The organism is Pandoraea terrigena (assembly GCF_902459705.1).
Lineage (GTDB): Bacteria > Pseudomonadota > Gammaproteobacteria > Burkholderiales > Burkholderiaceae > Pandoraea > Pandoraea terrigena.
The window spans coordinates 154,530-180,214 of record NZ_CABPRU010000009.1 but is presented as its reverse complement, the minus strand read 5'-3'; the positions used below and the strand labels follow the sequence as shown (position 1 = coordinate 180,214).

The 25,685-nt window shown below is 65.0% G+C and carries 22 protein-coding genes; 19 read left to right on the top strand and 3 right to left on the bottom strand.

Annotated elements, in window-relative coordinates:
* Positions 1-86: 86 nt before the first annotated feature.
* The 9 genes from PTE31013_RS17855 to PTE31013_RS17815 all read left to right on the top strand — a co-directional run bounded on the left by PTE31013_RS17855 (position 87) and on the right by PTE31013_RS17815 (position 9,689).
* Positions 87-560, top strand: coding sequence for an NAD(P)H-dependent oxidoreductase subunit E (locus tag PTE31013_RS17855; protein WP_150614110.1), 474 nt, complete (start codon positions 87-89; stop codon positions 558-560).
* Positions 553-2,193: a formate dehydrogenase beta subunit gene (locus PTE31013_RS17850; protein ID WP_150614109.1), complete on the top strand. Its 1,641-nt coding sequence runs from the start codon at positions 553-555 to the stop codon at positions 2,191-2,193. The genes PTE31013_RS17855 and PTE31013_RS17850 overlap by 8 nt, the downstream gene beginning before the upstream one ends.
* A 30-nt stretch (positions 2,194-2,223) precedes the next feature.
* Positions 2,224-5,109, top strand: coding sequence for a formate dehydrogenase subunit alpha (gene fdhF / locus PTE31013_RS17845; protein ID WP_150614108.1), 2,886 nt, complete (start codon positions 2,224-2,226; stop codon positions 5,107-5,109).
* 34 nt (positions 5,110-5,143) lie between these two features.
* Positions 5,144-6,118 carry a formate dehydrogenase accessory sulfurtransferase FdhD gene (fdhD, locus tag PTE31013_RS17840; RefSeq protein WP_150614107.1) on the top strand — a complete coding sequence of 325 codons (975 nt, stop codon included), beginning with the start codon at positions 5,144-5,146 and terminating at the stop codon, positions 6,116-6,118.
* Positions 6,119-6,153: 35 nt separating this feature from the next.
* Positions 6,154-6,387 carry a formate dehydrogenase subunit delta gene (locus PTE31013_RS17835; protein WP_150614106.1) on the top strand — a complete coding sequence of 78 codons (234 nt, stop codon included), beginning with the start codon at positions 6,154-6,156 and terminating at the stop codon, positions 6,385-6,387.
* Between the two features lie 100 nt (positions 6,388-6,487).
* Positions 6,488-6,691 carry a hypothetical protein gene (locus PTE31013_RS17830; protein ID WP_150614105.1) on the top strand — a complete coding sequence of 68 codons (204 nt, stop codon included), beginning with the start codon at positions 6,488-6,490 and terminating at the stop codon, positions 6,689-6,691.
* Between the two features lie 94 nt (positions 6,692-6,785).
* Positions 6,786-7,154 carry a hypothetical protein gene (locus PTE31013_RS17825; RefSeq protein ID WP_150614104.1) on the top strand — a complete coding sequence of 123 codons (369 nt, stop codon included), beginning with the start codon at positions 6,786-6,788 and terminating at the stop codon, positions 7,152-7,154.
* Positions 7,155-7,271: 117 nt separating this feature from the next.
* Positions 7,272-8,033: a phytanoyl-CoA dioxygenase family protein gene (locus PTE31013_RS17820; protein WP_150614103.1), complete on the top strand. Its 762-nt coding sequence runs from the start codon at positions 7,272-7,274 to the stop codon at positions 8,031-8,033.
* A gap of 261 nt (positions 8,034-8,294) precedes the next feature.
* Positions 8,295-9,689, top strand: a complete 1,395-nt coding sequence (locus PTE31013_RS17815) for a sodium-dependent transporter (RefSeq protein WP_246174672.1) — start codon at positions 8,295-8,297, stop codon at positions 9,687-9,689.
* A gap of 82 nt (positions 9,690-9,771) precedes the next feature.
* On the opposite strand, the gene gor is transcribed toward PTE31013_RS17815, so the two are convergent.
* On the bottom strand, positions 9,772-11,133 hold the full coding sequence (gene gor, locus PTE31013_RS17810; protein ID WP_150614102.1) for a glutathione-disulfide reductase: 1,362 nt from the start codon (positions 11,131-11,133) through the stop codon (positions 9,772-9,774).
* Positions 11,134-11,528: 395 nt separating this feature from the next.
* Between gor and PTE31013_RS17805 the strand changes: the two genes are divergently transcribed.
* From PTE31013_RS17805 to PTE31013_RS17765, 9 genes are all read left to right on the top strand, one after another.
* Positions 11,529-12,041, top strand: coding sequence for a hypothetical protein (locus PTE31013_RS17805; protein ID WP_150614101.1), 513 nt, complete (start codon positions 11,529-11,531; stop codon positions 12,039-12,041).
* 238 nt (positions 12,042-12,279) lie between these two features.
* Complete coding sequence (locus tag PTE31013_RS17800; RefSeq protein WP_246174671.1) at positions 12,280-13,749, top strand: DASS family sodium-coupled anion symporter; 1,470 nt, start codon at positions 12,280-12,282, stop codon at positions 13,747-13,749.
* Positions 13,750-14,048: 299 nt separating this feature from the next.
* Positions 14,049-14,474, top strand: a complete 426-nt coding sequence (locus PTE31013_RS17795) for a F0F1 ATP synthase subunit epsilon (protein ID WP_150614099.1) — start codon at positions 14,049-14,051, stop codon at positions 14,472-14,474.
* 281 nt (positions 14,475-14,755) lie between these two features.
* Entirely contained in the window at positions 14,756-15,556 is an 801-nt protein-coding gene (locus PTE31013_RS17790; protein ID WP_150614098.1) for an enoyl-CoA hydratase/isomerase family protein, read from the top strand.
* A 111-nt stretch (positions 15,557-15,667) separates the two neighbouring features.
* Entirely contained in the window at positions 15,668-16,750 is a 1,083-nt protein-coding gene (locus tag PTE31013_RS17785; RefSeq protein WP_150614097.1) for an ABC transporter substrate-binding protein, read from the top strand.
* Between the two features lie 34 nt (positions 16,751-16,784).
* Entirely contained in the window at positions 16,785-17,870 is a 1,086-nt protein-coding gene (locus PTE31013_RS17780; RefSeq protein ID WP_150614096.1) for an ABC transporter ATP-binding protein, read from the top strand.
* A gap of 46 nt (positions 17,871-17,916) precedes the next feature.
* Positions 17,917-19,668, top strand: a complete 1,752-nt coding sequence (locus PTE31013_RS17775) for an ABC transporter permease subunit (protein WP_150614095.1) — start codon at positions 17,917-17,919, stop codon at positions 19,666-19,668.
* 74 nt (positions 19,669-19,742) lie between these two features.
* The gene (locus tag PTE31013_RS17770; RefSeq protein WP_150614152.1) at positions 19,743-21,362 is read left to right on the top strand and encodes an AMP-binding protein; all 1,620 of its coding nucleotides are present in this window, start codon (positions 19,743-19,745) and stop codon (positions 21,360-21,362) included.
* An 84-nt stretch (positions 21,363-21,446) separates the two neighbouring features.
* Positions 21,447-22,295 (top strand): IclR family transcriptional regulator, encoded by an 849-nt coding sequence (locus PTE31013_RS17765; RefSeq protein WP_246174670.1) that lies wholly within the window; start codon positions 21,447-21,449, stop codon positions 22,293-22,295.
* Between the two features lie 7 nt (positions 22,296-22,302).
* On the opposite strand, the gene PTE31013_RS17760 is transcribed toward PTE31013_RS17765, so the two are convergent.
* Both PTE31013_RS17760 and PTE31013_RS17755 read right to left on the bottom strand, forming a co-directional pair.
* Complete coding sequence (locus PTE31013_RS17760) at positions 22,303-23,847, bottom strand: MDR family MFS transporter (protein WP_150614094.1); 1,545 nt, start codon at positions 23,845-23,847, stop codon at positions 22,303-22,305.
* Between the two features lie 81 nt (positions 23,848-23,928).
* Entirely contained in the window at positions 23,929-24,417 is a 489-nt protein-coding gene (locus tag PTE31013_RS17755) for a MarR family winged helix-turn-helix transcriptional regulator (protein ID WP_150614093.1), read from the bottom strand.
* 363 nt (positions 24,418-24,780) lie between these two features.
* Here PTE31013_RS17755 and PTE31013_RS17750 point away from each other — a divergent pair, with 363 nt between their 5' ends.
* Complete coding sequence (locus PTE31013_RS17750; RefSeq protein ID WP_174978615.1) at positions 24,781-25,653, top strand: N-acyl amino acid synthase FeeM domain-containing protein; 873 nt, start codon at positions 24,781-24,783, stop codon at positions 25,651-25,653.
* The last annotated feature ends 32 nt before the right edge of the window (positions 25,654-25,685 follow it).

Sequence of the window (25,685 nt, the reverse complement as noted above, 5' to 3'; positions counted from 1 at the left end):
CTAACTGTCGAGCCCCCAGAAATGTGTTGTCATCATATGCAACAAAGAACATATGAGGCGCCGTTTCGCCCCAGGAGACATTCGAGATGGTGCCCACCCCTCATGCGACGCTTGCGCCGCTGCTGGCCCGCCACGCCGGCCGTGCGCACGAGTTGTTGCCGCTGCTGCATGCCTTGCAGGACAGCGACGGTTACATCGACCCGGCCCATGTGCCGGCGATTGCCGCCGCGCTGAATCTTTCTCGCGCCGAAGTGCATGGCGTGATTACCTTCTATCACCATTTCCGCAGCGCACCGCCACCGCCGACGGTGGTGCAGGTCTGCCGTGCGGAGGCGTGTCGCAGTCGTGGCGGTGAAGCACTCGTGGCGCATATCGAAGCGTGCACCGGCGCTCGGGTAGACGGTGAGCCGTGTCACGGCGTCGGCATCGAATCGGTGTATTGCCTGGGACAGTGTGCGTTGTCCCCGGCCGTGATGATCAACGGCGAACTGCATGCGCGCGTGAGTCCGGCGCGCTTTGAGGCGCTGCTGCCGGCACGCAAGGCAGGTGACCATGTCTGAGGTGTCAACGCGCGGCCCGTACCGCGTCTATATCCCGCGCGATTCCGCTGCGCTTGCCTTGGGCGCTGACCGGGTTGCGGCCGCCGTGGCAACGGAAGCCACTCGGCGAGGCGTTGCTGTCGAAATCGTGCGCAACGGTTCGCGAGGACTGTTCTGGCTCGAGCCGCTCGTCGAAGTGGCGACCCCCGCTGGGCGTGTCGGGTACAGCAACGTTCAGGCCGACCAGGTCGCGGCCTTGTTCGATAGCGGCTGGCCTGCCTGCGTGGCGCAAGATGCCGAACGTCACGATCCGGCCGGCAATCCCGACGGCAGTTGGGAGGCCGCAATGCCCGCGTGCGTCGGAAAGGTCGATGCGATTCCGTATCTGGCGCGGCAACAGCGCCTGACGTTCGCGCGCGTGGGCGTGACCGATCCACTCAGCCCGTCGGACTATGAAGCGCACGGCGGCTTGGCGGGACTGCGCGCGTGCCTGGCGCTCGACGCCGCAGCCGGATGCCAGATCGTGCTCGACTCGGGCCTGCGCGGCCGCGGCGGTGCGGCATTTCCGGCTGGCATCAAGTGGCAAACCGTTAGCCGCGCCCAGTCGGCAACCAAATACGTCGTCTGCAATGCCGATGAAGGCGACTCGGGCACGTTTGCCGACCGGCTCATCATGGAGAGCGATCCGTTCGTGCTCATCGAAGGGATGATCATCGCGGCGCTCTGCGTGGGGGCGAGCGAGGGCATCGTCTACGTGCGCAGCGAGTATCCCCACGCGATTGCAGCGCTCAATGCGGCGATTGCCGTCGCGCGACGGGAAGGCTGGCTAGGCCCGGACGTGCTGGGCTCTGGACGTGCCTGCGAATTGCGCGTTGCCAAGGCGGCGGGCGCTTATATCTGCGGCGAGGAAACCGCGTTGCTCGAAAGCCTGGAAGGCAAGCGCGGCGTGGTGCGCGCGAAACCGCCGATTCCGGCGGTGGCCGGACTCTTCGGGCAGCCGACGCTCGTGAACAACGTCGTCACCCTCGCGAGCGTGCCGTTCATCTTTGCGCATGGCGCCGCGGCCTATCGTGCGTACGGCATGGGCCGCTCGCAGGGCACGCTGCCGGTGCAGCTCGCGGGCAACGTACGTCGCGGCGGGCTGGTGGAGCTGGCATTCGGCGTGACGCTGCGCACGCTACTCGACGAGTTCGGTGGCGGCACGGCCAGTGGGCGCCCGGCCAAGGCCATCCAGGTTGGTGGTCCGCTTGGGGCCTATCTGCCGAGCGCGCAGTGGGATGTGCCGATGGATTACGAGGCGTATGCCGCGCTCGGGGCGGTCGTCGGTCACGGCGGGGTGGTGGTTCACGACGACACGGCCGATCTCGCGGCGCTGGCCGGCTTCGCGATGCAGTTTTGCGCGCACGAGTCGTGCGGCAAATGCACGCCGTGCCGCATCGGGGCGACCCGCGGTGTCGAGGTGATCGAGCGGATCCGCGGAGGGGATACGTCGGTGCGCCAGGTACAACTGCTGCGCGATCTCTGCGACACGATGGTGGCGGGGTCGCTGTGCGCGATGGGCGGCATGACGCCGTTCCCGGTGCGCTCCGCTCTCGAACATTTCCCGGCCGACTTCGGTCTGCCCGATGGCGCCGGAAGCGCCGAAGCCGCTTGACGCGCAAGCATCAGGCAGGGAGGACAACACATGAACCATCTGAGCACATCCGTCACGCCGGGCCACGACCCGGACATGGGCACCCCGTCGCGCGAGAGCGACGTCGTCGTCACCCTCGAGATCGACGGCCAGGCCGTGAGCGTGCCGGCCGGCACGTCGATCATGCGCGCGGCAGCGGGCTGCGACGTCAACATCCCCAAGCTCTGTGCGACCGATTCGCTCGAGCCGTTCGGGTCGTGCCGCTTGTGCCTGGTCGAGATCGAGGGGCGGCGCGGATTTCCCGCCTCGTGCACGACCCCCGTCGAGCCTGGCATGAAGGTGCGCACGCAGTCCCCGGCGCTACAGGACCTGCGCCGCAACGTGATGGAGCTCTACATCTCCGATCACCCGCTCGATTGCCTGACCTGCGCGGCCAACGGCGATTGCGAGTTGCAGGACATGGCGGGCGTGACCGGGCTACGCGAGGTGCGCTACGGCTTCGAGGGCGATAACCATCTCCACGATGCGAAGGACGAGTCGAACCCGTATTTCACGTATGACCCGTCGAAATGCATCGTCTGCAATCGCTGTGTGCGGGCGTGCGAGGAAACGCAGGGCACGTTTGCGCTGACCATCTCAGGCCGTGGCTTCGAATCGCGTGTCTCGGCCGGGCAAGCGCAGCCGTTCATGGATTCGGAGTGCGTATCGTGCGGCGCGTGCGTGTCGGCCTGCCCGACGGCGACGTTGCAGGAAAAAAGCGTCATCGCGCTGGGACAGCCTGAGCATGCCGTGGTGACGACGTGTGCCTACTGCGGGGTGGGCTGCGCGTTCAAGGCGGAAATGAAGGGTGGGGAAGTCGTTCGCATGACGCCCTACAAGGATGGCCAGGCGAACGAGGGCCACGCCTGTGTGAAGGGGCGCTTTGCCTGGGGATACGCCACGCATAAAGAACGCATCACCAAGCCGATGATCCGCAGCAGGATTACCGATCCGTGGCGCGAAGTGTCATGGGACGAGGCGCTGGACTACGCGGCCTCGGAGTTCCGGCGGATTCAAGCGACGTACGGGCGCGACGCCATTGGCGGCATCACGTCATCGCGTTGCACGAACGAAGAGACGTATCTCGTGCAGAAGCTGGTGCGTGCCGCGTTCGGGAACAACAACGTCGATACCTGCGCGCGCGTGTGCCACTCGCCGACCGGTTACGGATTGAAGCAGACGCTCGGCGAGTCGGCCGGCACGCAGACGTTCAAGTCGATCGAGCACTCGGACGTGATTCTCGTGATGGGCGCGAACCCGACCGACGGGCACCCGGTGTTCGCCTCGCGGCTCAAGCGTCGGGTGCGAGAGGGGGCGAACCTGATCGTGATCGATCCGCGCCGCATCGACATCGTCGACGGGCCGCATGTGAAAGCCGCCTTCCACTTGCCGCTGCGCCCCGGGACCAACGTGGCGATGGTCAATGCCCTCGCGCATGTGATCGTGACCGAAGGGCTGCTGGCCGAGGCGTTCATCGCCGAGCGTTGCGAAGACCGCGCCTTCGCGCAGTGGCGCGACTTCGTGGCGTTGCCCGAGAATTCGCCCGAAGCGGTGTCCGTCGTCACGGGCGTGCCTGCCGAGCAGATTCGCGGCGCGGCGCGCCTGTATGCCACGGGCGGCAATGCCGCGATCTATTACGGCCTGGGGGTGACCGAGCACGTGCAGGGGTCGACCGCGGTCATGGGTATTGCCAACCTGGCGATGGCCACGGGCAATGTCGGTCGCGAGGGTGTTGGCGTGAACCCATTGCGCGGCCAGAACAACGTGCAGGGATCGTGCGACATGGGGTCGTTCCCCCACGAGTTGCCCGGCTATCGTCATGTTTCCGATACGCTGGTGCGCGCGGCGTTCGAGGCCGCGTGGGGCGTCACGTTGCAGGCTGAGCCGGGACTGCGCATTCCTAACATGTTCGACGCCGCGGTGCATGGCAGCTTCAAGGGACTCTATTGCCAGGGCGAGGACATCGTGCAGTCCGACCCGAATACGCAGCACGTGGCGGCGGCCATGGAGGCGATGGAGTGCATCGTCGTGCAGGACATCTTCCTGAACGAAACGGCCAAATACGCGCACGTGCTGCTGCCGGGCACGACATTCCTTGAAAAGGATGGCACGTTCACGAACGCGGAGCGGCGCATCTCGCGCGTGCGTCGTGTGATGGCGCCGCTGCCGGGCATGGCGGACTGGGAGGTGACGATCGCGCTCGCGAAGCGATTGGGGTACGAGATGCCTTACACGCATCCGTCGCAGATCATGGACGAGATTGCCCGGCTGACGCCGACCTTCAGCGGCGTGAGCTACGCGCGACTGGACGAGGCCGGCAGTCTTCAATGGCCATGCAACGATGAGGCACCTGACGGTACGCCGATCATGCACGTGCATGCGTTCGTGCGTGGCAAGGGGCGTTTCATGATCACGCGGTACGTGCCGACGGACGAGAAGGTCACGCCGCGCTACCCGCTGTTGCTCACCACGGGGCGCATCCTCTCGCAATACAATGTCGGCGCGCAGACGCGTCGCACGGACAATGTGGCCTGGCATGATGAGGACCGGCTCGAGATCCACCCGGTCGATGCGCAGGATCGCGGCATCAAGGACGGCGATTGGGTCGGCATTCGCAGCCGAGCGGGCGAAACGGTATTGCGCGCGCGCGTCAGTGAGCGCATGCAGCCGGGCGTGGTGTACACGACGTTCCACTTTCCCGAGTCGGGCGCAAACGTCATCACGACCGACAACTCGGACTGGGCGACCAATTGCCCTGAGTACAAGGTAACGGCCGTCCAAGTGCTGCCGGTGGTGCAACCCTCGGCATGGCAGTCGACATATTCGACATTCAACCGCACGCAGCTCGCGCTGCTCGATGCGGCCCACATGCCCGCCGAGCCGGTACCGGCGAAGTAGGGGCGCGATGGATGAATTGACGTGGAGTCAGCGATTGACGATGTTCAACCCATTACGTGACCGGGACGACGGGCAGCCCGTCCGCGAATCGCAGCGCGAGGGCGCGGCGCCGGGCGACGCCGATCCTATCGAAGAGGCGAACGATGCCGCTCGCGGCGTTGCCGCGCCGGCCTGCGACGTGGCGCCTGCCGCGATCGACCCGGAGCGCCTTGCGCCAAGCGCGACCTTCGCCGTGCGGCGCTTCCGACATGGGGCGTGGCAGTCGGCGAGCGATGCGCTGGCCGAAGAAGTGCCCGTGGCGCTGGAGTTCAATGGCATCTCCCACGTGGTGATGCTCGCCACCCCGGCCGATATCGAAGACTTTGCGCTGGGCTTCGCGTTGTCCGAGGGCATTCTGACCGACCGGCGCGAGTGTTATGGCATCGACGTGACGGCAACGGCGCAGGGCGTGACCGCACATCTCGAGGTCTCGTCGCGCGCGTTTGCCGGACTCAAGGAGCGGCGCAGAAATCTCACCGGGCGCACCGGCTGCGGGTTGTGTGGGACGGAGAGCCTCGATCAGGTGCTGAGGCCGTTGCCGGCCGCTGGTGCGCCGCTGCGCGTGTCGCATGCGGCGCTGGCCGCCGCGCATGCCGGTCTGGCGCGACATCAGCCGCTGAACGGCGTGACAGGCGCCGTACACGGCGCGGCCTGGTGCTCGCCGCAGGGCGAAATACTTTGCTTGCGTGAAGACGTTGGGCGGCACAATGCGCTCGACAAGCTGATCGGCGCGCTCGCGCGTGATGCGCAGGCGTTCGATCGTGGCTTCGTGCTCATGACGAGTCGTGCGAGCGTCGAAATCGTGCAAAAGGCGGCGCAGGTGGGCATTCCGATGGTCGCGGCGGTCTCGGCGGCGACGGCCCTGGCGGTACGAACGGCCGAGGGTGCGGGCGTTACGCTGGTGGGTTTCGTGCGCGGCGAGCAGTGCGTCATTTACTCCGGCGGGGCGGCGCTCGACGCCAGCGCTTGACGGCAACGAAGCAGCAGGAAAGCAGGAGATTTTCGATGGACGGCAACAACCTCGTGCGCATGGCCAACCGCATCGCGGACTTCTTCGAATCGTTACCCGATCGCGACGAAGCGCTGGATGAAGTCGCCGCGCATCTGCATAAGTTCTGGGATCCCCGCATGCGCGCCGAGATCCTGGCGCTCGCCGACACGCCGGCCTCCGCAGAGATGCATTTGCTGGTGCGGGAAGCACTGGTTCGTCATCGTGCGCAGTTGACGCCGGCGAGGTGAGCCCAGCCAGGGCGCTCTACGTCGAGGCGAAGATACGCGGCTCGCGGTATAGTGGGAAGTGCCGTCGCGCCCTGGCGCGGCCCCATCTGCGGAGGATTTGATGAGCGATACCCCGACGCGCAAGCCCGATCCACAGCACCCCCAGCCGGAAGACAGCGTGGAACGCGACCTCGACGAAGCCCTTGAGGAGACGTTTCCGGCCAGCGACCCCGTTTCCATCGATATCGACAAGCCGAAACACGCACCGACGTCCACGCCGGCCGAGTCGACACGTCCGGCTGACGGGGCTGGCAGCCGAAAATAAATCTCTACCCGGCAGGGTGTTTGCCGCCCGGCCGGGGCGAATTCGTGGCAAAATGCCGCGCCTGACTCTCTCAGGCTGGGACTGTAGGAAATCAATGGCGGCAGGTACGGTAAAAAAAGTTCGACGCTACGCGCTGGAAACCATCGACGTGATGGGGCAGAGCGGGCTGGGTGTCGTGGAGCGCCCTGACGGGCGTTTCGTCATGTATCCGGAATACTGGACACAGACGCAGGCGCTCAGCCAGAAAATGCGCACGTTGTACCGCCGTAATTGCCAGCTCGAGTACCAGTTGGCGAAGCTTACGCGCGAACTCGATCGTCTTCGCAGTGTGGTTGACACGCCGCGCCCAGTTGGGAATCCGCAAGCGTCGCTGCCCGGCACCGACGTGCCGCAGCCCGAACCCGCGCGCGAGCGCAATGCCGCCGTGGAACTGCCGCCACGACGACGCAAGCGCGCCGCCTGAGCACGTCGTCCAGCGCGCGACGTCATACAAGTGTGTCGCGCCAGTCCTCCCGATTCACCCAGCAGCACTGTCGAATTTCCCTCAACGTCAAGCTATTTCCCCGCTTCGCCGACCATCATGGCGCTTACCGCATCGCAGCTCGAAACCTTCCGTAACGACGGCTATCTGATACTTCCACGCTATGTGGCGCAGGCCGACTGCGAGGCAATGCTGGCCGACGCGCGAGCGCAACTGGCGGCGGCCACGTTACCGCTCGAGTTCGAAGCCGACGTCGGTTATGAAGGGGCGCCTGCATCGCGCGATGCGCAGGGCGGTCAGACCGTTCGTCGTCTGCTCAAGGCTTACGATCGTGGCGAAGCGCTGCGTCGCTGGGCAACGCGTCCGGATCTGGTCGAGTCGCTCGCGCAGATTTTTGGCGAGAACGTGGTGCTCACGCTGGCGCACCACAATTGCGTGATGACCAAGCATCCGCATTTCGGCACGGCAACCGGCTGGCATCGCGATATCCGGTATTGGTCGTTCCCGCAGAATTCGCTGGTCTCCGTGTGGCTGGCGCTTGGGCCGGAAACACGCGAGAACGGTGCGCTTCGCTTCATCCCCGGATCGCATCGCGAGCAACTCAAACCGCACCAACTCGATTCGCTCGACTTCCTGCGTCCCGACGAACCGGACAACCAGCCGCTCGTCGCACGCGGCCAGCAGGTCGCTCTGGCGCAGGGCGATGTCGTGCTCTTTCACAGTGGCCTGTTCCACGCGGCCGGGCGCAACGAGGGCGATACGACGAAATTCTCCGTCGTGTTTGCGTATCGCGGGGAGAGTAATCCACCCACGCCGGGCACGCGCTCCGCCGCTGCCGGCGAAGTCGCACTGGGTCACTGACGCGCCTGGTGCCGGCAACCCCGCCCCCGGGGCGCGGCCAAGCATTTTGGGTGCTTTCCTAATTGGGTGGGATCTTTTCCCGCGTAGACTCTCCGGCCACCCTGGTGGTGTCGCGTGCTGGCGCCCGTGAGCTGCATCGTCCCCATGGTGATGCGGTGCCGCGCCGGTAATCTGCTTGACGTCATTCCATGACAAGTGTCGTGACGCACGCGTGCCGACGTTGGTCGGCGCGGCGTGCACGGCCGATTCCGGAGGAGATACGTGTCCCATTTGCCTGATACCCCCGCAGCACCGCTGGTCGCCTCGACGGGCGCGACTTCTGATGCGCTCGCCATCACGGGCCGCGCGACCTGGGGATCGCGGCTAGGCTTCATCCTGGCAGCGGCCGGGTCCGCCGTGGGGCTCGGCGCGGTATGGAAATTTCCCTACGTGGTGGGCCAGCACGGCGGTGGCGCGTTTCTCGCCGTCTACCTGGGCTGCGTGCTGACGCTTGGCGTTGCGTTGTTGCTCGCCGAGATGACGCTCGGACGGTTGACGGGCAAGTCGATCACGACGGCGTTGCGAGAATTGGGCGGTCGACGCTGGGCATGGGTCGGGCGCATCGCCACGTTCAACGCGTTCGCGATCCTGTCGTTCTACGTCGTCGTCGGCGGGTGGACGGTGGCCTATCTCATGCGGGTGATGACGGGGACGGTGTTGGCCAGCGACGCCGAGCGACTGGTCAGCGAATTCTCGGCATTCATCGCGGATCCAGTGGCGTCGCTCGCGAGCATGGGCGCCTTTCTCGGGCTGACGGCTGTCATTGTTGCCGCCGGCGTGCAAAAGGGCATCGAGCGGGCGGGCAAGTGGCTCATGCCCGCACTGTTCCTGCTGATGCTGCTGGTGATTGCCCGGGCCGTCACCTTGCCGGGCGCGATGGCCGGGATTGCCTGGTTCCTGACGCCCGATTTCTCCGTCATTTCCGGCGCCACCTTGCTCGAGGCGCTGGGGCTGGCTTTCTTCTCGTTGTCGCTCGGTGCGGGCATGATCGTCGTCTATGGCTCCTATCTGCCCAAGGACGCGCGACTGGCCAGCTCGGCCGTCTGGGTGGCGACGCTCGCAACACTGGCCTGCTGCCTCGCCGGGCTGATGATTCTCCCGGCGGTGTTCGCGTTCGGCGTGGCGCCCAATGCAGGTCCGGGCCTGACGTTCATCACGATGCCCGCGATATTCGCGCAGATGCCGTTCGGCCATCTCGTGGCGATCGCATTCTTCCTGCTGCTTCTGTTTGCGGCGCTCACGTCCGCCGTCTCGCTGTTCGAACCGGTCACGGCCTTTCTCATCGACGAATATCAATGGCGCCGCGGGCCGGCCGTGGTGGCAGTGCTGGTCGCCACGTTCGTCTTCGGCGCACCTGCCGCGCTGTCGTTCGGCGTGTGGTCGGACGTACGCATTTTCGATCGCACGATCTTCGATCTGATGGACTACACGACGGTCAATCTGTTGACGCCTGCGGGCGGGTTGTGCGTGGCATGGTTCATCGGCGCACGGATTTGGCCAACGGCGCGCACCGTACTCGATGGCACGCGAGCACAGTGGTTCGTGCCGGTGTGGCGCGTGCTGCTGCTCGTGCTCACGCCCATTGCCATCTTCGGCGTGTGGTACCAAAGCCTTTGATGGGCGACGAACGGGGCATCGTGCCCGTCCGCGCCTCAGTCGACCTACCGGACCTACAGGGCCAACGCGACGCGCCGGCGAATCACGCGACCGGCGTTCGCATCGTCACCCATTCCTCGGCCGCCGTCGGGTGTACTGCGAGCGTGCGGTCGAAGTCGGCCTTCGTGGCACCCATCGACAATGCCACGCCGAGCAACTGCACTTGCTCGCCTGCGTGGTCGCCCACCATGTGGGCGCCGACGATCTTGTCGGTGGCACCGTCCACCAGCAGCTTCATCAGCACCTTTTCCTGACGGCCCGACAGGGTTGCCTTGAGCGGCCGGAACGTCGCCTTGTATACCTGAAGCCCCGAATAGACAGCGCGTGCTTCGCTTTCGGTGAGGCCCACCACCCCGATCTCCGGCGTACTGAACACCGCTGTCGGAATCTGCTTGTGGTCGACGCGCGTTGTGCGTTCCCCGAACACCGTGTCGGCGAAGGCCTGTCCTTCGCGAATCGCCATCGGCGTCAGGTTGACGCGATCGGTGACGTCCCCCACGGCGAAGATCGACGGCACGTTGGTGCGCGAGAACTCGTCGACGATGACTGCGCCCTTTTCGTTCAGTGCCACGCCGCTCGCGGCCAGGCCGAGACCTTGCGTGTAGGGCACCCGTCCGGCCGCGCTGAGCAGCACATCGGTGTCGTGCATGCTGCCGTCGGACATTGTCACGCGCAATTGGCCCGGGGCCTTGTCGACGCGCGCCACGGTGCGCTCGAGCAGGATCTCGATGCCGCGGTCGCGATACGCGGTTTCGAGCGAGAGGCGAACGTCGTCGTCGAAGCCGCGCAGCAGGTGCGGGCCGCGATGCACGAGCGTGACCTTCGAGCCGAGTCCGGCAAACACGCCCGCGAACTCCAGGGCGATGTAGCCACCGCCGATGATCGTGATGCGCTCGGGCAGCGATTTGAGGTGAAACACTTCGTTAGACGAAATGGCATGCTCGCGGCCAATGAAGTGCGGCTGATCCGCCGGTTTGCCGCCGGTGGCGATCAGGACGTGGCGAGCCGTGATGCGCTCGCCCGTGGCGGGCAGCACGACCGTGTTCGGCCCTTCGACCACGGCGCGGGCCTCGACGAGTTCGGCGCCCGCGCGCTCGAGGTTGGCCCGATAGATCCCTTCGAGCCGCGCGATTTCGCTGTCCTTGCGCGCAATGAGGGTCTTCCAGTCGAACCTGGGGGAGGGCACTTGCCAGCCGAAACCGGCGGCATCCTCGAACTCATCGGCGAATCGGCTTGCATAGACGAGCAACTTCTTCGGCACACAACCGCGAATGACGCAGGTGCCGCCGACGCGAAACTCCTCCGCGACTTTCACGCGGGCGCCATATTGTGCCGCGACGCGCGCTGCGCGCACACCTCCCGAACCGGCACCGATCACGAAAAGATCCACATCGAACTGGGGCATTGCTGACTCCTGTAGGTCATGCCGCACGTCGAACCCTCACATGGCTCTGCGTGCCGTGTGTCGACGGTCGCGGCGTCTGGCGTTGAGCGATTGTGCCAGAGACCCGCATGGGACGTCGGCGGGACCATCCGGACTTCAGAGCCGTCCGAGGTCCGCATCGGCGCTTGCCGTGTGACGATGCGTCGCGTGGCACTGTGCTCGACGACCCGACGCGAACGCATCACGCGTGACTATTCGATGTTTCTGAAATGAAACAATTCCTGGGTGCCGTCGTGCAAACGCGCAGAAGATGGCGAGCGAAGCACATAAGAATCAATGAGTTGTGGACCGTGGTCTGAAATTTGCTTCACGTTTGTCGGGACAGGCGCGTTTCACACCTGACAAACGAGGATGCCATGACGAAATCGCTCAATCGCCTCATGGGCCTCATGGGCGTCATGCTGGCGCTGTGTTGCTTCTGGATACCGGCATCGGCACATGCCGCGAATCCGTCCGACTCCGTAAGTCATTCGGGGGCGTCGGTAAGCAAGAAGAGCACCGTCGCGCACGCCCGGCATGGCGCCCGGCTGTCGCGGGCCGCACGCATGAAGCGTGCGGCCCGCGCACCGGTCTTCGACCCGCCAGGTTCTCCTCCGGCGGCACTTATAGGCGTTGCGCCAGCGCCATGGCACGACGTGTTCACGGACGCAGGCGTCTGGGCATCCGATCCGATCGTCGTCAGCGGCGGCGCGCTCGGCGGCATGCTCGGCAACGCCGGGGTGTCGGAATCCGACGACACCATGGTCACCGGGCCGCATGCCGGTCTGACGGGCCTGTATCAAACCGTCTGGCATCGCGCGCTGTCCACGCCGGGGTCGAGCACGCAGCTCTTCGCCGGCGCGCCCGAATACTTCGGACTGCATTTCTAGCGCACCGTGTGCGCCGGGACGTTCGTCGCGTGCCGTCCACGGAGCCGGCGCAAGTGCTGCGCGCCAAACCTTTCGGGCGCATCGCCACAGTGGCACGCCGTTTTCTCGCGCTTGCTTCGTCAAGATCAATACGGTTAGGATTAACCCGCGGTATATCTATGGCATTTCCTCAGGACATGCCGACGGCTGGCATGCCATTCCGTTTCGGAGCCCCCGTATGCGCACGCCTGATGTGTCTATGCCAAATCGTCCCCAGAAGAAAGCGATTCCCTTCGGATTGATCTCCGGCGTGATCGTGATGATCGCCGTACTCCTGATGCCCATGCCCGATGACCTGCCGGTCGCGGGGCATCGCATGCTGGCGATCCTCGCCTTCGCCGTTGTGGTGTGGATTACCGAGGCGGTGTCGTATGAAGCCAGCGCGATCATCATTACGTCGTTGATGGCGTTTCTCGTGGGGACCGCTCCGACCGTGCAGGATCCCGGTGTGGAGTACGGCACATCGCGCGCCATCAGCATGGCGCTCGCCGGCTTCTCGAATTCGGCGCTCGCCTTGGTGGCCGGAGCATTGTTCATTGCGGCGGCGATGACGCTGACCGGACTGGACCGGCGCATTGCACTCGTCACCCTCTCCAGGATCGGAACCAGCACGCGGCGTGTGATGATCGGTGCCGTCGCCGTGACCATACTGCTCTCGCTGGTGGTGCCGAGTGCCACGGCGCGAAGCGCCTGTGTGGTACCCATCATGATGGGCGTGATCGCCGCGTTTGGTGTCGACAAGCGCTCGAATATCGCCGCAGGCATCATGATTATCGTGGCGCAGGCGACGAGCATCTGGAACGTCGGCATTCAGACGGCTGCCGCGCAGAACCTGCTGACCGTGGGCTTCATGGACAAGATGCTCGGCGCGCGCATTACGTGGGCGGAGTGGCTGGTGGCGGGTGTGCCGTGGGCCGTCGTCATGTCCGCGATTCTCGTGGTGCTGGTGCTCAAGATGATGCCGCCCGAGTCCGATGCCATTGCCGGCGGCAAGGAAGCCGTGGAAGCACAACTGCGCGAAATGGGGCCGATGACGAGCGCGCAGAAGCGGCTGCTCGCCGTGTCGATCGGTCTGCTGCTGTTCTGGGCGACGGAAGGCAAGTTGCATCGCTTCGACACCACGTCGGTCACCTACGTTGGCCTCGTGGTGCTGATGCTGCCGCGCGTTGGCGTGATGACATGGAAGGAGGTGCAGTCGCGCATTCCCTGGGGCACGGTGATCGTGTTCGGCGTGGGGATCAGTCTCGGCACGGCGCTGCTGAGCACGCAAGCCGGGCAATGGCTGGGCAATCACGTCGTGGCCGCGACCGGCCTCGATTCCCTGCCGACGCTGTGGGTCTTTGCGATCCTGGCGGCTTTCCTCGTGCTGATTCACCTCGGTTTCGCCAGCGCCACGGCGCTGACCTCGGCCATGCTGCCCATCCTGATTTCGGTGCTGCAAACCTTGCCGGGTGACTTCAATCGGCTGGGTATGACCATGCTGCTCGGCTTCACGGTGAGTTTCGGCTTCATCTTGCCGATCAACGCCCCCCAGAACATGGTGTGCCTGGGCACCGATACCTTTACGGCGAAACAGTTCGCGAGAGTTGGTGTTGTGATCACCGTCATCGGGTATGCGCTGTTGCTGCTCTTCGGTGCGACGTACTGGCGCTGGCTGGGTTGGCTGTAATTCGCGCGGATCGAACACGGCGGCAGCGCGCGAGTGTCATGCCCGCCGCAACCGGGTGTCGAGCGGGTACAGTATTCGGGCGAGCGTGAGACACACGATCACATCGAACCGACGCCGCCGATCCGGCAGGCGTTGTGACGATGGCCGGCGAGTTGGCGGCGGCGGCGCCGCGCACGGGCGAGGCGATTGGCAAGGGGCGGGGTTGCCTCGCTCCGTTTTGTGCGAAGTGCACGCAGTGCAACACGAAAAGCGAATCGATTAAGGCGATGCGTACGGCGTCGCAGGGAGAAGTGAAAGGCATGGCATTACTCAAGATCGACGTGGTGAGCACCGAACGAGCGATATTTTCGGGCGAGGCACGTTTCGTCGCGGTGCCGGGCACGTCGGGCGAATTGGGCGTGCTCCCCGGGCATACGCCGCTGCTCACGGGCGTGCGCCCCGGCACGGTGAGAATCGAAGCAAGCGACGGCACCGATACGTTTCTCTATATCGCGGGAGGCTTTGTCGAGATCCAGCCGAATCGGGTGACGATTCTGGCCGACACCGCCATCCGCGCAGAGAGCCTCGACGAAGCCCGCGCCCAGCGTGCCCGCGAAGAGGCCAGGGCACTGCTCGAAACCCACGCGAGCAATATCGATTATGCCAAGGCGCAGGCGGAACTGACGGAAGCCGTGGCGCAATTGCAGGCCATTCGCCGCATGCGCAAGCAAAAGGAGCCTCGCTGAGCCAGTGACACGGCGTCGGCGCCGCGACGCCAACAAAGGTGCAGACAAGACGGGCAGTCCTCTCGGACTGCCCGTTTTTTATTGCCCGCCCACTCACGAGGTGCAACCGCCTGAGGTAAACCCCGAAGCGATTCGACTTGCGTCATGTTTTTGAAATCACTATATTTCACTCAGATAACAGTTATTGCACTGAGATAACTGTTTAGCGAAAAATGCGTGAATCGCATGATCGTCATCTCAATGCACGCGTGATGTCACGCGTCGGTGCCCTTGGAGTTCAAATGAGCGAGACAGCAAAGCAATCGGAGCAGGAAGTTCTCTTCACGCAGGTCGGCCGCGTCGCGGTGATTACGTTGAACCGCCCGCAGGCGCTCAACGCCTGGACCATCGCCATGCGCGAACTGATCATCGATGCGCTCGAGCGGTTCAATGCCGACGAGAGCGTGGCCGCCGTGATCATGACCGGGGCGGGGCGTGCCTTCTCGGCCGGGCAGGATCTGGCCGAAGCGAAGCACTTCGACGGTGACACGGCCATCGAGTGGATCAAAGGCTGGGAGCATTACTACGACGTGATTCGCAGCTTGAAGAAGCCGCTCGTCATGGCGCTGAACGGCACGGCAGCCGGTTCGGCCTTCCAGGTGTCGCTGCTTGGTGACATTCGTGTCGGACATCCCGGCGTGCGCATGGGGCAGCCGGAGATCAATGCCGGCATCGCCAGCACGACCGGCCCGTGGATCATGAATCATATGCTGGGCCTGTCGCGCACCATCGAACTCACCCTCACAGGCCGCCTGATGGAGGCCGACGAGTGCCACCGTCTCGGCTTGATTCATCACCTCGTGCCGGAAGACAAGGTGTTCGAGAAGGCGATGGAGATTGCCGCCGAGCTGGCCGAGAAGCCACCAGTGGCCATGCGCCTGGACAAGCAGCGTTTTCGCGAGATGACCGAGGGTACGTTCCAGGACGCCATCGCCGCCGGCATGCGCATTCAACGCGAATCGTACGAGTCGGGCGAGCCGGCGCGCATGATGGCGGCGTTCTTTGCCAAGCGTGCGGCCAAGGCCGAGGCGGCGAAAGCCTGAGCGTTTCCCGTTGCCGTCCAATGACCTGGTGCCGCCCGGCACCGCGTTGTCGGGCGGCACCCCTGACAGGACATGCGCACCACGTCTGTCCACACGCTAGCGGAGTTTCCCATGTCACACTCGCACGACCCGCAAAACCCGTCCCGCCGCCGCCTCCTGCAAATGGCCGGCACCGCGGCACTCGCCGGCGCCTTGCCGCTGGCCGGCTCACGCACGGTGTATGCGCAAGCTCGCCAGTTGATCGTCTCCGATCCGGGGGGGCCGTACACGACCGCCTATCGTCGCGCATTCTACGATCCGTTCGAGAAAGCCACCGGCATCAAGGTGGTGAGCGTGGCGCGCGATTCCCAGCCGGTGGCACAGTTCGCCGCGATGGTGCAGACGAAGAACTTCGTGTGGGATGTGACAACGCTCACGCTCTCGGCCGACATTCCGTACCTGGAGTCGAAGGGCTTTCTCGAGCCTATCGGCATGAAGGTGGCCGACTTCCCCGGCATCATGCCCGAGGCGGTGACGCCCGATTGGCTGGGGGTCGACGTGTACTCGACCGTGCTGGCCTACCGCACCGACAAGTTCCCGAAGGACGCGCCACAGACGTGGGCGGACTTCTGGGATGTGAAGCGCTTCCCGGGACGCCGCTCGTTGCGCCGCAGCCCGCTCGACACGCTCGAGCAGGCGCTCATGGCCGATGGCGTGTCCATCGACAAGCTCTACCCGCTCGATCTCGACCGCGCTTTCCGGTCGCTCGACAAGATCAAGCCGCACATCGATCTCTGGTGGACGTCGGGCGCGCAGGCCATGCAAGCGATCCAGAGCGGCGACGTCGACATGATGTCGACGTGGAACGGCCGCGCGCAGGCGGCCATCGACAACAAGGCGCCGGTGAAGATCGTCTGGAACCAGGGGCTGTATTCCATCGAAGGGTGGGGCATTCCGAAGGGCACGCCGCGCGCCGAATTCGCACGGCAGTTCGTACGGTTCTGCGGCGACCCGGCGCGTCAGGCATTGATTACCCAGGATCTCGCGTACGGACCGACGAACCTCAAGGCGTTCGACGCGATACCGAAGGACCGCGCCCCGCTGATGCCGACGGCCCCGGCCAATTTGAAGGGCATGCGTTTGCCGAGCCCGCAATGGTGGGCCGAGAACCGCACGAAGGCTACCGAGCGTTTCAACGCATGGCTGTTGTCGTAAGCCGTCAGGAACCGCGAAGCAGGATGAGACGACTATGAGCACCAAACTGGAAACCATCGGGCTTGCCAAGACGTATCGCGAGACCCCCGCGCTCCTGCCGACCGACCTGCGGGTCGCGGCGGGAGAATTTCTCACCTTGCTCGGGCCGTCCGGCTCGGGCAAGACCACGCTGTTGCAGATGATTTCGGGGCTGGTCGAGCCGAGTGCCGGGCAACTGCTCATCGACGGGCGCGATGCCACACACGAGGCCCCGGGCAAGCGCGGCATCGGGATGGTGTTCCAGAGCTACGCGCTCTTTCCGCACATGACGGTCTGGGACAACGTGGCGTACGGCCTGCGCATGCGCAAGCTGCCGCGTGCCGAGCTGGCGCCGGCCGTCGATGCCGCGCTCGCCATGGTCAAGATGCAATCGTTCGCCCAGCGACTGCCGTCGGAGTTGTCGGGTGGGCAGCAGCAACGCATTGCGCTGGCCCGCTGCTTCGCGTTCCGCCCCTCGATCATCCTGCTCGACGAACCGCTCGGCGCACTCGACAAGAAGTTGCGCGAGCACATGCAAATGGAAATCCGGCGTCTGCACCAGGCGCTGGGGGCGACGTTCATCTACGTCACGCACGATCAGGATGAGGCGCTCACGCTGTCCGACCGCATTTGCTTGATGAACCAGGCGCGCATCGAGCAGATCGGCACGCCCGCGCAGTTGTACGACCGCCCGGCAACGCGCTTCGCGGCCGATTTTCTCGGCCATTCCAATTTGCTCGACGGCGTGGTCGAGCGCATGGCCGACGGCCGTGTCGCGCTGCGCCTGGGCGACGGTCCGGGCGAGCGTCTGGTGCTCATCGGCCCGAGTCCGGACTTGCCTGCGGCGGGGGCGGCCAGCCTGCTGGTGCGTCCGGAGGCGGCACGTCTGACGTCGCCCGAAGACGGTGCGCTCGCCGGCACGATCCGCCAGGTCATCTTCGTGGGGTCGGACACGCGCGCCGTTGTCTCGCTGGGGCAGGGCAACGAAGGGACGCAGGGGACAGACTTCACCGTGCGCTGCCCGCGAGAACTGACCCCGCGCGTCGGTGAACGCGTCGGGCTGGCGTGGGATCACAGCCGCGCGACGTTGCTCACGCGTTAAGCGTATCCCCTCAACGCCCTCGTCATCTGCTTCAGGAGTCTTTGTCATGTGGCTTGTTCAACGCCTACCTCAGGCGGGGCCTCGTATTGCCTGGCCGCGGCAGTTGGCCCGGTGGTTGCCAGCCTTGCCCGCGTTGCTGTTTCTTGCCGTGTTCTTCATCGTGCCGGTCGTCGAGATTCTGCAGGGCGGCCTCTACGACGCCGACGGGGTGCTCTCCGTCGCCCAGTTTGCCCGCATGACGCACACGGCCGTGTACGTCAAAGTGCTGGCCTCGACGTTCTGGATCGCGTTTCTTACCGCCGGACTCTCGGTGCTGCTTGGCTATCCGGTGGCGTACCTGCTCGCGCGTCTGTCGGCGCGCTCGCGCGAGCGCTGGCTGCTGTGGATCGTGCTGCCATTCTGGACCAGCTATCTCGTCAAGACATATGCGTGGATGCTGTTGCTCTCGAAGACCGGTCTGCTGACGGTCGTGGCCGCGCATCTTGGGCTGATCGACAGTGCGGGCACGCTCGCGCCGTCGCTCACCGGTGTGCTGATCGGCATGGTGCACGCGATGCTGCCGCTCGCCGTCATGACGATGCTGCCGATCATGCGGGGCATCAACATGCAATTGGTGCAGGCGGCCCAGACCCTCGGAGCCGACCGGGCGACGGGCTTCTTCACCATCTTCCTGCCCCTGTCTGGCGCGGGGGCGGCGGCTGCCGGATTGCTGGTCTTCATCACGAGCCTGGGCTTCTTCATCGTGCCCGCACTGCTCGGCTCGCCGCGCGAATCGATGGTGGCGCAACTCGTCATCTCGTCGGTGCTGGACCTGTTCGACCTGCGCTTTGCCGGCGCGCTCTCGACCGTGCTGCTGCTGTGCTCGATGATCGTGTTCTTCGTGTACGACCGCGTCGTGGGGTTGTCGTCGCTTGCGGGCGAAGCGCCCGAGCGTCGTGCCGGCACGGGCGGGCGAACGTTGCCGATGCTCATCGCCGTGGGGCGGCTCGCGGGCAAGTTGTCGCTCGCCGGCGGACGCTCGCGGGCGGCGGGCGGCTTCGGTCTCAAGGCTTACACCGGCGCCGTGGTGTTCGCCCTGGTGCTGCCGATTGCATTCGTGGTGCCGCTGGCCTTCACCAAGCAGTCGTTCGTGGCGTTCCCGCCGCAACTTTTTACGCTGAAATGGTTCGTGTCGTTCATCGAATCGAGTGTGTGGCAGGCGGCGCTGCTGCGCTCGCTAGGCGTGGGATTCGCCACGGCGGCGCTTGCCCTCGTCCTCGGCTTCGGCGCCAGCCTGGCGCTCGTGCGGTTGCCGTCGCGCTGGCGCAAGCCGCTGTTCGCCATGTTCATCGCGCCACTGATCGTGCCGCGCATCGTGATCGCCGTGGGCTTGCTGTACCTGTTTGCACGATGGGGACTGGCGGGCACCAATGCGGGGCTGGTCATCGGTCACACGGTGCTCGCGATTCCCTATGTGGTGGTCACGCTGTCGGCGAGCTTCAAACGCTTTGACTGGCGGCTCGACGATGCCGCCAAGATGCTCGGCGCGTCGGCCTTCACGCGGGTGCGCACTGTGCTGCTGCCGCTGCTGGCGGCGAGCCTGGGATCGGCATTCCTGTTCGCCTTCATCGTGTCGTTCGACGACCTGACGATCGCCATCTTCGTGTCCGGCGGTATCAACACCACGTTGCCCAAGCAGATGTGGGATGACATCCAGTTGGCCGTCACGCCGACGCTGGCTGCCGTCGCGACCTCGCTGGTATTCCTGATGGTGTTCATCGTCTGGTTGTCTTCGATCTTCAAACGCAAGCGCTATTGATCTGCGCAGGATTCCGTATGTCCATGTCCAATATTGCCCGAGCTGCGCCGGTAAATGCGCAGTCGATGTCTTCCATGCATCCTTATACGAAGTACTTTCCCCAGCGGGCCGAGGGCGACCGGCTCGACGTGGTGCCGCTGCTGATGGCAGGGCTTCACGGCACGTCGGCCAGGCCGGTCGTCGTGTTCGAGGGCGAGGCCATCGACCGGGCCGGGATGGCCGCACGCGTGGGCGCCATGCAGGGCTGGTTCGCCGCGCAGGGGCTCGTGCCCGGCGACCGGGTGGCGGTCATGCTGGGTAACAGTGCGGCGCAAGTGGCGTTGATCTACGCGCTCATGCTTTCCGGTCTGGTGTGGGTGCCCGTCAATACGCGCCTGAAGGGCGACGGTATCGAATACCTGCTCGGCCACGCCAAGCCGAAGCTGCTCATTGCTGAGCCCGCCTTCGCTGACGTGCTCGACGCCGGCGTCGCCCTCGCGGCGCAGCAGCCGGGGCACCACGGCGCGCGCGTCGTGCGTCACTGGCTCTCGGAGGTCATGACACAGGCCTGCGCGTACACCGGAACCTTGCCGACGGCGGCCGACCTCACGCCGGCGTCGGTGCTGTGCATCATCTACACCTCAGGCACGACCGGCGCGCCCAAGGGGGTGTTGTTTACGCACCGCATGATGCGGATTGCCAGCGAGGCGGCGCTGCGCGTGGCGGACGCGCACGACAACGACCGGCTGTTCCTGTGGGAGCCGCTGTGCCATATTGGCGGTGCCCAGATGTTGTTGCTGCCGTTTCTCGCCGATCTCGAGATGCATGTGGTGGAGCGATTCTCCGCCAGCCGCTTCTGGCAGCAATGCGCGGCCGCGCAGGCCACGCATCTTCACTATCTCGGTGGCATCCTCGACATCCTCATGCAACTGCCGCGGGATGCCCAGCCGGCACAGAACTCGTTGCGCGTGGCGTGGGGCGCGGGCGTGTCGGCGAGCGCCTGGCAAGCCACGCGCGAGCGTCTGCAGTGTGCATTGCGCGAATGCTACGGGATGACGGAGTGCTCGAGCTTTGCCACCCTCAACGAAGCGGACATGCCGGGCTCCATCGGTCACGCCTTGCCGTGGCTGACGCTGGAACTGCTCGACGACGCGGGGCAGCCCGTGCCCGACGGCGAGCCCGGTGAGATCGTGTTATCGAGCGACGTGGAAGGTGTCTTCCTGCCGGGGTATCTCGATAATCCGGAGGCCACCGCGAAGGCGTTGCGCGACGGCAAGCTCTTCACGGGCGACAGCGCACGCCGCGGCGCCGACGGCAGTCTGGTCTTCATTGGCCGGCGTACGGACAGTATGCGGGTGCGCGGCGAGAACGTGTCGGCGTGGGAGATCGAACGCGTGTTTGCACGGCATCCGGCGGTGGCGGCCTGCGCGGCCATCGGTGTGTCGAGCGACATCGGGGAGCAGGACGTGATGCTTTACGTACAGTTCCGCGACGCTCAAACGCTCGACTGGACGGTGCTGGCGCAGTGGGCCGCCGACAAACTCGCCAGCTACCAGCGACCACGTTACTATCGCGCCACCGCCCATTTCGAGACGACGCCGTCGGAGCGCATCCGCAAGCATCTGCTCTCGCGCGATACCGGCGAGGCGTGGGAGATGGCTGCGACCCAGTCACCGGAGCGGGCAGGGCGGCGGTTGCCATCCCCCAGGCGATGACGGCGATGTCCAGGTTATCGGTATAAGATAGAGTGTTATTTTTATGAGATAATTCGCTTCTGTCTGCCCCATTCCATCGATATCGTGGCCACCACCAAAGCACCCCGCACTCGCGCCAAGACGGCGACCGCCCCCGAAGCGGCCGCCGCCGTCGCTGCGTCGACCGACTCCACGCTCTACGTTCAATCCGTCGAAAAGGCGATGAAAGTGCTGACGGCATTCGACGGTTCGAAGCGTCATCTGTCGCTCTCCGAAATCGCGGCGGCCACGGGGCTGGACATCAGCGCGGCGCAGCGCTTCACCTTCACGCTCTCGGCGTTGGGCTATCTGCTCAAGGACCCGCAGAGCAAGAAGTATGAACTCTCGCCGAAGCTGCTGGACTTCACATATCACTACCTCGTCTCGAACGAACTGGTCAGCCGTGCCGCCCCCTATCTGCAGCAACTGGCGGCCGAAACCGAAGAGGCAACGAACTTGACGGTGCGTCTGGACACGGACATCGTGTTCGTTCTGCGTATCGTGAGCCGCAGTGTGTTCAATGCGAACGTCATCGTTGGCTCGCGCCTGCCGGCCTATTGCACGGCGCCGGGGCTGGCGATGCTGGCTACGCTCGACGATGCCGAGGTCGACGACCTTCTCGCGCGCACGAATCTCGTGCAGTTCACGCCAGCCACCGTGGCGCAGCCGCGCAAGATCAAGGAGCGGCTGGCACGCATTCGCAAGCAAGGGTATGCGCACACCGAAGACGAGTTTTTCATGGGCGACATTTCGACGGCGGCGGCCGTAGTGAACCAGGATGGGCGGGCCATCGGCGCGATCAACATTGCCGTGCCTCGCGTGCGCTGGAATGCCGAGCGCGACGAGCGGCGCTTCGCCGACCTCGTGATCCAGACGGCGGGGGCCTTGTCGGCGCGCCGTCGCCAGGAGAGTTGACGCCGCGTCAGTCGGCCGCCACGTGCACGATCTCGTCGCCTTCGCCGGGGGCGCGCCTCTTCACGCGTATGAAGAGCAGCAGCGGCATGACGGCGATCGTGAGCGCCATCATCAGCCGGAAGTCGTCCAGGTAGGCGATCATCGCGGCCTGTCGCGTGACTTCCGCATTCAGCGCGGCCATCGCCGCGGCACCGTACGTCTGTGCGTAAGCTTCGATGCCTTGTGTGAACCGCGTGATGTGCTCCGAGAGCACCGCGTGATTGACTTGCGTGTTCTGGGTGAGCAGCGTCTGCACGACCGAGATGCCGATACTGCTGCCGATGTTGCGCGACAGGCTGTAGATCGCAGCGCCGTCCGCGCGTAGCGTGCCGGGCAGCGTGGCAAACGTGACCGTGGTGAGCGGCACGAAGACGAAGCCGAGACCAAAACCCTGAATGACCCCGGGCCAGACGATATCCGACGGACGCAGCGTGAGCGAGTAGCCGGCCATCAGATAGAGCGAATAGGCGGTCAACGCGAAGCCGAAACCCAGCAGGTAGCGAACGTCGACCTTGCCGACCAGCCGTCCGACGATCAGCATGGCGGCCATGGTGCCGGCTCCGGAGGGCGCCGTCACCAGCCCGGTGAGGATGGCGGGGTAGCCGAACAGACCTTGCAGCATGGGCGGGAGCAGGGCGCGCGTGGCATACAGAATGATGCCGACGACGAAAATGTAGACGATGCCCGTGTTGAAGTTCCGGTCACGCAGCAACGCGCGGTCGAAGAATGAATGCGCGCCGGCCGTCCATGTATGGACGACGAAGTACGCAAAGCAGATGATGGCGCCGAGCATCTCCAGCCAGATCTCGGTGGCGTTCAGCCAATCCTGCTGTTCCCCGCGGTCGAGCAGCAACTGCAGCAGGCCGATGGCCAGGCTGAGCGTGACGAAGCCCAGCACGTCGAACTTCCCAGCCTTCTGCTCGAGCGGCTCTCTCAGATAGGCGGCAATGCCGAGGAATGCGATCAGGCCGATGGGCAGGTTGATGTAGAACACCCAGCGCCAGTTGTAGCTATCGGTGAGCCAGCCACCGAGCGACGGGCCGAGAATCGGGCCCACCATCACCCCCATGCCAAACACCGCCATCGCCGAGCCGTGCTTGTGCGGCGGGTTGATGTCGAGCATGGTCGCCTGCGACAGCGGCACGAGCGCCGCGCCGCAAATCCCCTGGAACAGCCGGGCGGCCACGATTTCCGTGAGCGAATGCGCCATGCCGCACAAGGCCGAGGCAATCGTGAAACCGGCGACGGACCACAGGAAGACGCGCCGGCGTCCGAAGCGTGCGCAGAGCGTGCCGGTGAGGGGCGTGGCAATGGCGGCCGCCACGATATAGGACGTCAATACCCAGGTAATGGAGTCCTGCGAGGCGGACAGGCTGCCCTGCATATGGGGCAGCGCCACGTTGGCGATGGTGCTGTCCAGGGTTTGCAACACCGTCGCGAGCATGACAGATACGCTGACGAGCGCCCGATGTTTGCCCGGATCGTCAGCCGTTTGGGGGGATGACACGGTCATTCCTTTGCTGGATCGTGGTTTTGTCTTGATGGCAGTGCGACGCGTTGAGCGGTCGCACGCGTTGTCTCCCGCGCGGGTGGCTTACTCCGGGACGGTCTCCTCGCCACGGCGCGCCGGTGACGGACATTCGGCTTCGGCGCGCGTCAGGTTCGTCAGCACCTTGCTCAGCAAACGCGACAGTTCGGCTCGCTCGGCGGGTGTGAGGTCGGCCAGCGCTTCGCGTTCGATCGCATTGGCGAAGGCGACGATCATGTCGATCTTCCCCTCCGAGGCGTCCGTCAAGTAGAGCAGGTGCGCGCGCTTGTCGTTCGGATCGCGTTCGCGTCGCACAAGGCCCTTCTCCCTGAGCCGGTCCAGCAGTCTTACCAGCGCCATCGGCGTCAACTCCATGCGTTCGGCCAGTTCGACCTGTGTCTGGACCCCAAAGCGATGCAACATGACCAGCACGCGGCATTGAGCGCGCGTGAGATCGAAGTTGCCGCGGGCACGCCGGTCGAACAGGCGCGAATGAACGCGCGCGACGTCGTGCACCAGCGTGCCGAAACGGGACGACCAATCGATTTTCGGCATATCGGGGCGGGCGCCGGGGCGGCGGCCAGGCCGGCCCGGTGCGATCAATTAGTAAACGGGTTTATCATTTTGCCAGAATCTTGCTTTGGGCTGCAACTGTCGCAAATAGGTGACACCCGGACGCGGCGCGGTGGGCAAGGCATCGGGGTACGGCCGGTTTTACCCGGCGCGACGCGGCTTCCCGGGCGATGGGCCGACGCGCCGGCGGGACGCTCGCGCGCTGCCCGTGGAAATCTGAAAAAGCCAAGAAAAATAAGCACTTGACACTTCGCCTTGGCGGATCAAGAAAGGCATTGTGCGATGCGCTGGCGAGACCGCCTGTGCATCACACGCAACCTCTATTGACCTTAAGGAGTGTCAATCATGTTCGACCTTGCCCAAGTCTCTGATGTCTCGTCCATCCCCCATGTCGACGCGCCGACCGGCCATCGTCGTCCTGCGTCAGCGCCTGCGGCGGTACCTGCCCCGGCGTCCGATCTCGAGACGATGCGTGAAGAGCGTTTGCCCTTCATCGTCACCATTGCGGGCGACGAAGCCGCGTTGCGCGACGCCGTGGCCATGCGCCAGGCGGCATACGGCCGCCACCTCCCCGATCTGGCCGCCACGTTGAGCGAGCCGGAGCCCGGCGACCACGAACCGGGGGCCCTCGTGCTCGTGGCGCGTGCACGACTCGACGGCGCGGTTCTCGGGACAATGCGTATCCAGACCAATCGATATCAGCCTTTGCATCTCGAGGATTCGGCGCCGCTGCCCCAATGGCTGGACAGCGCGGCGTTGGCCGAGGCGACGCGTCTTGGCGTCGCGGCGGGGCCCGTTGGACGTGTCGTCAAGACGGCGCTGTTCAAGGCGTTCTATCAGTATTGCCTGCTGTCCGGCATCGACTGGATGGTGATTACGGCGCGTCCGCCGTTGCATCGGCAATATGAAGCGCTGATGTTTACCGATGTGTTCCCGTCGCAAGGCCTGATTCCAATGGCGCACGTGGGCGGCATTGGACACCGCGTGCTGGCGCTCGACGTGGCGCAGGCACGGGCGCGTTGGCAAGCAGCGGAACATCCTTTGTTCGCCTACATGTGCCTCACCCATCATCCCGACCTGCGGCTGGGGGTGCCCGGGATGCAGGACGGCGTGCGGGCATCGTCGGGCGAAGCCAGTGTTGGCGCGCATTTGCGGGATTTATCTTTTGGTGCCGACGATGTACGATGCAGTGCATCAGGCTACAGCTTGACGGTGTAATGCCGTTATTCGAGCTAACGTTATCCCGTTGC